This is a genomic window from Neohoeflea coraliihabitans, assembly GCF_019334345.1.
Classification (GTDB): domain Bacteria; phylum Pseudomonadota; class Alphaproteobacteria; order Rhizobiales; family Rhizobiaceae; genus Pseudohoeflea; species Pseudohoeflea coraliihabitans.
This window is the reverse complement of sequence record NZ_JAHWQX010000005.1, coordinates 202,455-209,758: the sequence shown is the minus strand read 5'-3', so window position 1 is coordinate 209,758 and position 7,304 is coordinate 202,455. Positions and strand designations below refer to the sequence as shown.

Annotated in this window: 7 protein-coding genes and 1 pseudogene; 4 read left to right on the top strand and 4 right to left on the bottom strand. The window is 63.4% G+C overall.

The window, feature by feature from the left end:
* The 4 genes and pseudogenes from KY465_RS18050 to KY465_RS18035 form a co-directional block, all read left to right on the top strand.
* Positions 1-180, top strand: a pseudogene (locus KY465_RS18050) (allophanate hydrolase); the annotation flags it as partial.
* A 30-nt stretch (positions 181-210) separates the two neighbouring features.
* Positions 211-426, top strand: coding sequence for a hypothetical protein (locus KY465_RS18045; protein WP_219203509.1), 216 nt, complete (start codon positions 211-213; stop codon positions 424-426).
* Positions 426-1,703 carry a 4-aminobutyrate--2-oxoglutarate transaminase gene (locus tag KY465_RS18040; protein WP_219203508.1) on the top strand — a complete coding sequence of 426 codons (1,278 nt, stop codon included), beginning with the start codon at positions 426-428 and terminating at the stop codon, positions 1,701-1,703. The genes KY465_RS18045 and KY465_RS18040 overlap by 1 nt, the downstream gene beginning before the upstream one ends.
* A gap of 164 nt (positions 1,704-1,867) precedes the next feature.
* Complete coding sequence (locus KY465_RS18035; RefSeq protein WP_219203507.1) at positions 1,868-2,515, top strand: helix-turn-helix domain-containing protein; 648 nt, start codon at positions 1,868-1,870, stop codon at positions 2,513-2,515.
* Here the strand turns inward: KY465_RS18035 and KY465_RS18030 are convergent.
* From KY465_RS18030 to KY465_RS18015, 4 genes are all read right to left on the bottom strand, one after another.
* Complete coding sequence (locus tag KY465_RS18030; RefSeq protein ID WP_219203506.1) at positions 2,505-3,272, bottom strand: SDR family NAD(P)-dependent oxidoreductase; 768 nt, start codon at positions 3,270-3,272, stop codon at positions 2,505-2,507. The two genes, KY465_RS18035 and KY465_RS18030, sit on opposite strands and share 11 nt — an antisense overlap.
* A gap of 62 nt (positions 3,273-3,334) precedes the next feature.
* Positions 3,335-4,846, bottom strand: a complete 1,512-nt coding sequence (gene putP, locus KY465_RS18025) for a sodium/proline symporter PutP (RefSeq protein ID WP_219203505.1) — start codon at positions 4,844-4,846, stop codon at positions 3,335-3,337.
* A gap of 40 nt (positions 4,847-4,886) precedes the next feature.
* Positions 4,887-5,603, bottom strand: a complete 717-nt coding sequence (locus KY465_RS18020) for an acetoacetate decarboxylase family protein (protein ID WP_219203504.1) — start codon at positions 5,601-5,603, stop codon at positions 4,887-4,889.
* Positions 5,604-5,834: 231 nt separating this feature from the next.
* Complete coding sequence (locus tag KY465_RS18015; protein WP_219203503.1) at positions 5,835-7,250, bottom strand: MFS transporter; 1,416 nt, start codon at positions 7,248-7,250, stop codon at positions 5,835-5,837.
* Between the last annotated feature and the right edge of the window lie 54 nt (positions 7,251-7,304).

Sequence of the window (7,304 nt, the reverse complement as noted above, 5' to 3'; positions counted from 1 at the left end):
GCCGTCTCCGGCGGCGGATACTTCATGATCGGAACCGTCATCTCCGCCGACATGGACCTCATCGGTCAGATGCAGCCCCATACCGCAACACGCTTCATCAAGGTCGATATGAAAACCGCACTGGAAGCAAGACACGATCGATCCCGACTGCTCGATGACATACGAAAGGCGCTCACATGATTGGCGGCGCCCCATCCGCTGGAGCTCGTCATGACCCCCATGTCCCGACCGAAAACCCCGACGCACGGCCAAACTCTCTGGTCCGGCGGTGCCGTTATCGGGTGGGACAAGCCCGCCCTGCAGTTCAGTCTCTATCCGTTCCTCGCCGGTGCTGCCTTCAAGATCGCCTCGGCTGCTGCCGTCCTGCCACGCGTCTGGCGCATCGTCGGCGATCCGCGCAATCCTTCAGCTAAGGGCTCAAAGTGATGGTTACCAACTCCGAGATCCAGACCCGCAAGACCGATGCCATCGCCCGCGGCGTCGGCGTGATGACCCAGATCTTCGCCGACCGCGCCGAAAACGCCGAGATCTGGGACGTCGAGGGCCGCCGTTACATCGACTTCGGCGCCGGCATCGCTGTCGTCAACACCGGCCATCGTCACCCCAGGGTCATGCAGGCGGTGCAGGACCAGATGCAGCGCTTCACCCATACCTGTCATCAGGTGGTGCCCTATGAGAGCTACGTCCGGCTTGGCGAACGGCTCAACGAGCTGGTGCCCGGACCAACCGCCAAGAAGACCATTTTCGTCACCACCGGGGCGGAAGCACTGGAGAATGCCGTCAAGGTCGCCCGCGCTGCCACCGGTCGCAACGCCGTCATCGCCTTTTCCGGCGGCTTCCACGGACGTACCTTCATGGGTATGGCAATGACCGGCAAGGTGTTTCCCTACAAGGCCGGGTTCGGCGCCATGCCGGCCGAAGTCTTCCACGCTCCCTTTCCCATCGACCTGCACGGGGTCAGCGAAGCGGACGCCATCGCGGCGCTCGAGCGCTTGTTCAAGGCCGATGTCGATCCGGCCCGCGTCGCCGCCATCGTCATCGAGCCGGTGCAGGGGGAGGGCGGCTTCTATGTCACCCCGAAGGCTTTCATGCGCAAGTTGCGCGAAATCTGCGACGCGCATGGCATCGTGCTGATACTCGACGAAGTGCAGACCGGTTTCGCGCGCACCGGCACCATGCTGGCGGCCGACCAGTATGATGTCGAACCCGATCTGGTCACCATGGCCAAGGGCCTGGCCGGCGGTTTTCCGCTGGCCGCCGTCACCGGAAAGGCCGAGCTGATGGACGCTGCGAACCCCGGCGGCCTCGGCGGCACCTATGGCGGCAATCCGATCGGCATCGCTGCCGCACACGCCGTGCTCGACGTCATAGTCGTGGAGGAATTGTGCGAGCGGGCCAACCGCCTCGGCGCCCGTCTCAAGCAGCGTCTCGACAGCCTGCGCGCCGATGTTCCGGAGATCAGCGACATCCGTGGCCCCGGTTTCATGAATGCCGTGGAGTTCAAAGAGGCTGGCAGCGCCACGCCCAATCCGGGTTTCACCAATGCGGTGCGCGAAATCGCTCTCGAAAACGGACTGATCCTGCTGACTTGTGGCATTCACGCCAATGTCATCCGCTTCCTGGCGCCGATCACCATTCAGGAAGAGGTGTTCACGGAGGCACTCGACATTCTCGAGACCTCCATCCGAAAAGCCCGTGCCTGACGCCTGACGCCTGGCCCCACCGGCACGACACTGTCCGGCGCGAAAGCCGTCGGGCAGTGCCGTTCGGCGGATTGGGAGAAGCTGCAATCTCGGACGAGAAACCGGCGGCGATATCCGCTAGGGTCATCGGGACAGTCGAATCACACCGGCGGATGGCCCGCAAATTGACCCTCCCTGACGAACACCAGACCGGCAATCCCTACGCGCTTTCGATCGGCATGCGCATTCAGCATTTGCGCAAGGTCAAAGGCTTGTCCCTGTCGGAGCTGTCGCGCCGCGCGCAGATTGCCAAGGGCACCCTGTCGCGCCTCGAGACCGGCCGCGGCAATCCGACCGTCATGACCCTGGCGGCTCTGGCCGCGATTCTCGAGGTCACCCCGAGCGACTTCCTGCCGCTCGCCGAGGATGCGCCGGCGCTCGACACCACGGCGCTTTCCGGCCCGGGTGTGCGCATGCGGTTCATCCACCGCACGGTGACCAGTTCGGTCTGGGAGCTCTATGAGACGATCATCCCGGCACGGCCCGAGCCGATCGTCTCGAAGACTCACGGCGGCACCGAGCACCTTCTGATGCTGACCGGCGAGGCAACGGTCGGGCCCTCTGAGGAACCCGTTCTGCTGCGCCGCGGCGAGCACCTGTCATTTGCCGGCCACCTGCCGCATCTCTACTGGGCGCGCGAGACGGCAGCGCATCTCTATCTGATGATGGAATATCCGCTGAGCGGCGACCTGCAATCCGCGGCCACTAAGGACCAGGGCCGGGATCGGGACGGCGCAGTCCCTGGGTCAGGGCCGCTGTTTCCTACCAGATGACCCAGCCGCCATCGACGTTCAGCGTGTGCCCGGTGACGTAAGATGCGGCGGGTGAGGCGAGAAACACCACTGCACCGGCGATTTCCGACGGCTCCCCGACCCGTTTCAGGGGAATCTTGTTGGCCATCAGATTGGTCATATAGGCAGCATCGGTGAGGTAGCGCTGAGTCATTTCCGTGCGGATATAGCCGGGCGCCACGGCGTTGACCCGGATCCCGTGCTCCGCCAGTTCGACGGCGAAATTCTTGGTGATCTGGATCACTGCCGCCTTGCTGCCATCATAGGCTGAAGAAGTCGGACCATCGACGACCATGCCGCCGATCGAGGCGATGTTGACGATGCTGCCGCCCTTCCCCTGCGCGGCCATGGCGCGGCCCGCCAGCTGGCTGAGCCGGAACACCGAGCGAAAATTGACCTCGATCGTCAGGGCAAAGTCGCCACTGTCATAATCGAGAACCGGACCTGGGCGGGAAATGCCTGCATTGTTGACCAGAATGTCGAGACTGCCGTCATTTTGCACACAGCTGTCGACCGTTGCGGCGAGATCGGCGTCACGTGTCACGTCCAACTGTGCCAGCCGCAGCGCGGCGCCGGCTTGCAGGTCGCCGGCAAAGGTCCTTTCAAGGCCTTCGCCTGCCATATCGGTGGCGAGCACGCGCGCCCCGGCCGCCAGCAGGGCGCGCACCTGGGCAGCCCCGAGACCGCCTGCCGCTCCGGTGACCAGGGCCACCTGGCCATCTAGACGAAACTGTTGCAAGCCATCCTCCTCGGCAAACAGCCGGGGCCCTCGGTCGGCAAACTGAGGGCCCCGGCCTGTTTTCAGCCTTCGACCGCTTCGAAACCGTCGATGCGCGCTGTTGCAGCAGCGGACGGCAGGGTCGTCTGCGTCATCAGACTGACCACCGGCACCAGTACGGCGCTCAGCACGAATGCCGGCACCATTTCATAAAGGCCGAACGGCGTCCCGATCTGTTTCCACAACACCACCATCGCGGCGCCGGAAACGATCCCCGCCAGTGCGCCATGGCGGGTGACGCCCTTCCAGTAGAGCGAGATCAGGATCAGCGGTCCGAACGCCGCGCCGAAGCCGGCCCAGGCATAGCCCACCAGGCCGAGCACCGAGCCCCCCTGCAAGGCCAGCACAAAGGCGACAATGGCTGTCGCGACGATCAGCAGGCGCCCGATCCAGACCAGCTGCGCATCGGAAGCTTTCGAGTTGACCAATGTGCGGTAGAGATCCTCGGTGAGCACCGATGAAACGACCAGCAATTGCGAATCGGCGGTCGACATGATCGCCGCCAGAACGGCTGCCAGCATGATCCCGCCGATCCACGGATTGAGAACGGCTTCCGTCAGATTGACGAACACCTTTTCCGGATCACCGAGCGGTTGTTCGAAAAAGACGATGCCGACCAGCCCGACCAGCAGGGCGCCAAGCATCGAGACGATCACCCAGGTCATGCCGATGCGGCGTGCGCTCTTGATCTGCGCTGCCGAGCGAATGCCCATGAAGCGCGCCAGGATGTGCGGCTGGCCGAAATAGCCCAGTCCCCACGCCATGCTCGAGACGATCGACACCAACCCGAACGCGCCCCCCGCCGACCAGGCGCCGGTGGCCGCATCATAGCCGGTCTGCCGGCCCAGCGTCAGCAATGCCGGCTCCTTGGCTTCAATGCCGGAAAACAGCGCATCGAAGCCGCCGACCGCGTAGAGGCCGATAAGCGGCACCGCGACCAGCGCCAGGACCATCAAGAGCCCCTGCACCACGTCGGTGTAGCTGACCGCCAGAAAGCCGCCGATGAAGGTATAGGCGACGATCACGATGGCGCTGACGGCCACGGCGGTGACGAACTCGATGCCGAACACCTCGCCGAACAGCAATCCACCGGCAACCAGGCCCGAGGACACATAAAGGGTGTAGAAGATCAGGATGATGATTGCCGACACCACGCGCAGGACCCGGCTGTCATCCTCGAACCGGTGCTCGAAATAGGACGAGATGGTCAGCGCGTCTCCCGCCTGTTCGGTATAAGTGCGCAACCGCGCGGCAACGAATTTCCACGACAGATAGATGCCGATCGCCAGCCCGACGATCATCCACAGCGCATCGAGGCCCGAAGTATACGCCCAGCCCGTCAGGCCGAGCAGCAGCCAGCCGCTCGAATCGCTGGCATGGGCGCTCAGCGCTGCTGTCAGGCTGTTGAGCCGTCGCCCGCCGAGAATGAAATCGCTGATCGTGTTGGTGTTCCGGTAGCAGATAATGCCGATTGCCAGCATCCCCGCGAGATATACGGCGAAGGTCGCCAGGGTTGGAATGGGTAGGTCAGGCATTCAAAGTCCCCCTTTTGCAGTAGTGCCGCCCGGGATCTTGTCAGGATGTCCCGTTGAGATCGGCGATGATTTTTCCCGTAGTGAGCAGAAAGTCGGTGACCGTGGTTTCAGCACCGGTGATCTCGATCAGGCCGAGATCGGCGAGCGGATCATTGTCCCCGTTTTTCAGCTTGACGTCCGCCGCGCCGACGACCCGATCGGTGACCGTCAGGTCGGCAAGATCATTGCGGATCACCTGGTAGTAGTCGGCCCCATTGCCATCCGCTGCCGGGAAAGTCTTGATCTGCAGGCGGGGCTGCATCTGCGGCTTGTCGAACGCGCCGTCACCCGGCGTGAAGGTCATGTCGATCAGCGTGTGGCCGCGCCGCACGACCGTGCCGGCAAAAGCGTTGTTGGCGGTCTCGCGGACGTCGACTTCGGCAATTTTCTTCGGATAGCCCCAGATCTCACGGCCGGCGCTGAGCGAATCGTCCGACGAGACATATTCGAGAGCCACATGCGCGCCGACAATGCCGTCGTACCGCACCGGAATGACGACACCGGCCTCGGTGTAATGGCCGAGAGGCCCGGCATCGGGCGCCACCATCACGAAGATCTCGCAGACATCGCCGACCAGCTGGAATTCGGACGGGAGGAACTTTTCCAGAGCGCCCGGAGCACAGCGCCCGAAGACACTGACCTTGCGCACGTTTCGGTAATGGTAGGGCAGGGCCTGATACAGAGGGGCGATATGCGGGATCGAATAGGGTCGGCTCATGGTGGCGTTCATTTCCTCAATATCGTTCAACAAAAAGAACGTTCGATAAAATGAACACATTTGGTGAATTGGTCAACCATCTGCCGGCAGCGGGCTGCGGCTTGAGCCAGAGGCCGCGATGGGACTGGCGTATCGGCACGGATCTACGGCTCTTTCAACAGGGAAAGTCCCTAACGGAGGGACCATTGAAGCCTGGCAACAATCCGTGAGACAGAAAGCTAAGCGTCGCACCTAGGGCCGGGACGCATCCTCACCCAGCTGCAGGGTCCGCCTCTGGGCCGGATACGGCGTCGCGAGCAGGATCAGGAATCCGGCCAGCAGAAACACGATCAGCATCGCCATGCCGATGCGTGCCGAGCCGGTCATCAGCGTCACCGTTGCCACCGACAGTGGCGCCAGGAAGGATGTGGCTCGCCCGGAAAGGGCGTACAGGCCGAAATAGCGGCCGGCATCCTCCGGCGCCACGCTCTGCGCCATGTAGGAACGTGACGAAGCCTGAACCGGTCCGAATGCGGCGCCGATCAGCAGGCCGAAGAGGATATAGACCTTCTCCGCCGCCGTGCCGAACAGCCCGCCGCCATCCGTCGTCCCGAAACTCACCAACCCGAAAAACGTAAAGCCCGGGCCGGTCGAAACGATCCCGACGGTCGCTATCAACAAGGCAACGATGGCCGCCAGAACAATGGTTTTCGAGCCGAGCCGCCGGTCGAGCCGGCTCGCCGCCAGGCAACCAAAGATGGCGACCACCACCAGTAAAATGCCGAAAAGGCCGATTTCCATGGTCTGCCAGCCGAACATCCCCGCGGCAAAGGTGCCGCCGAGCGCCAGCAGGCCGTTGACACCGTCCTGGTAGATCATCCGCGCCGCCAGAAACCGAAGCAGTCCGGCTTTCTGCCGCACTTCGCCGATTGTTCCGACAAGGTCATCAAGGCCTCGGCGCACTGCCGAACCGACCGATTGACGCCGGGCATAATCAGGCGTGAACAGAAACATCGGCAGGACGAAAACCAGGTACCACAGCGCGGCCAGCGGTCCGGTCGCCCGCGCGCCTTCGCCGGCGGATGGGTCGAGCCCGAAGATCGGCTGCAGCCCGAGCATCGTCTTACCGGTCTCCGGGCTGCCGGCCATCAGCAGCACCACGAAGACCAGCGCCACCATGCCGCCGGCATAGCCCATCGCCCAGGCGATGTTCGAAATCCGCCCGACATCGGCCGGTGGCACCAGCCGCGGCATCATCGAATCATTGAACACGATCGAGAATTCCGCCGCCACGGAGGCCAGGACAATCAGCAGGAACGGATAGACAAGCGACGTGCCGGGAGCTGCCCACCACAGGCCGATCAGGGCCGCGATCTTCACCACGGCCAGCGCAGCGATCCACGGCTTGCGCGGCCCCACCGCATCGGCGATCGACCCGAGCACCGGCGACAGCACCGCGATGATCAGCCCCGAGACGGTGATCGCATACCCCCACCAGGCCTGCCCGAGGTCGGGATTGGCCGCCAGCTGCGAGACGAAATAGGGACCGAAAATGAACGTGATGATCACTGTGAAGAAAGGCTGCGCTGCCCAATCGAACAGCATCCAGCTGACGATTCCACGCCGCCGCACATCGGGAATGGCTTCATCGGACAACATCGCCGTCATCGTATTCTTCCTCGCCTCAGCGACAGCCCGATAGGCTCACGTGGTGCATCCGAA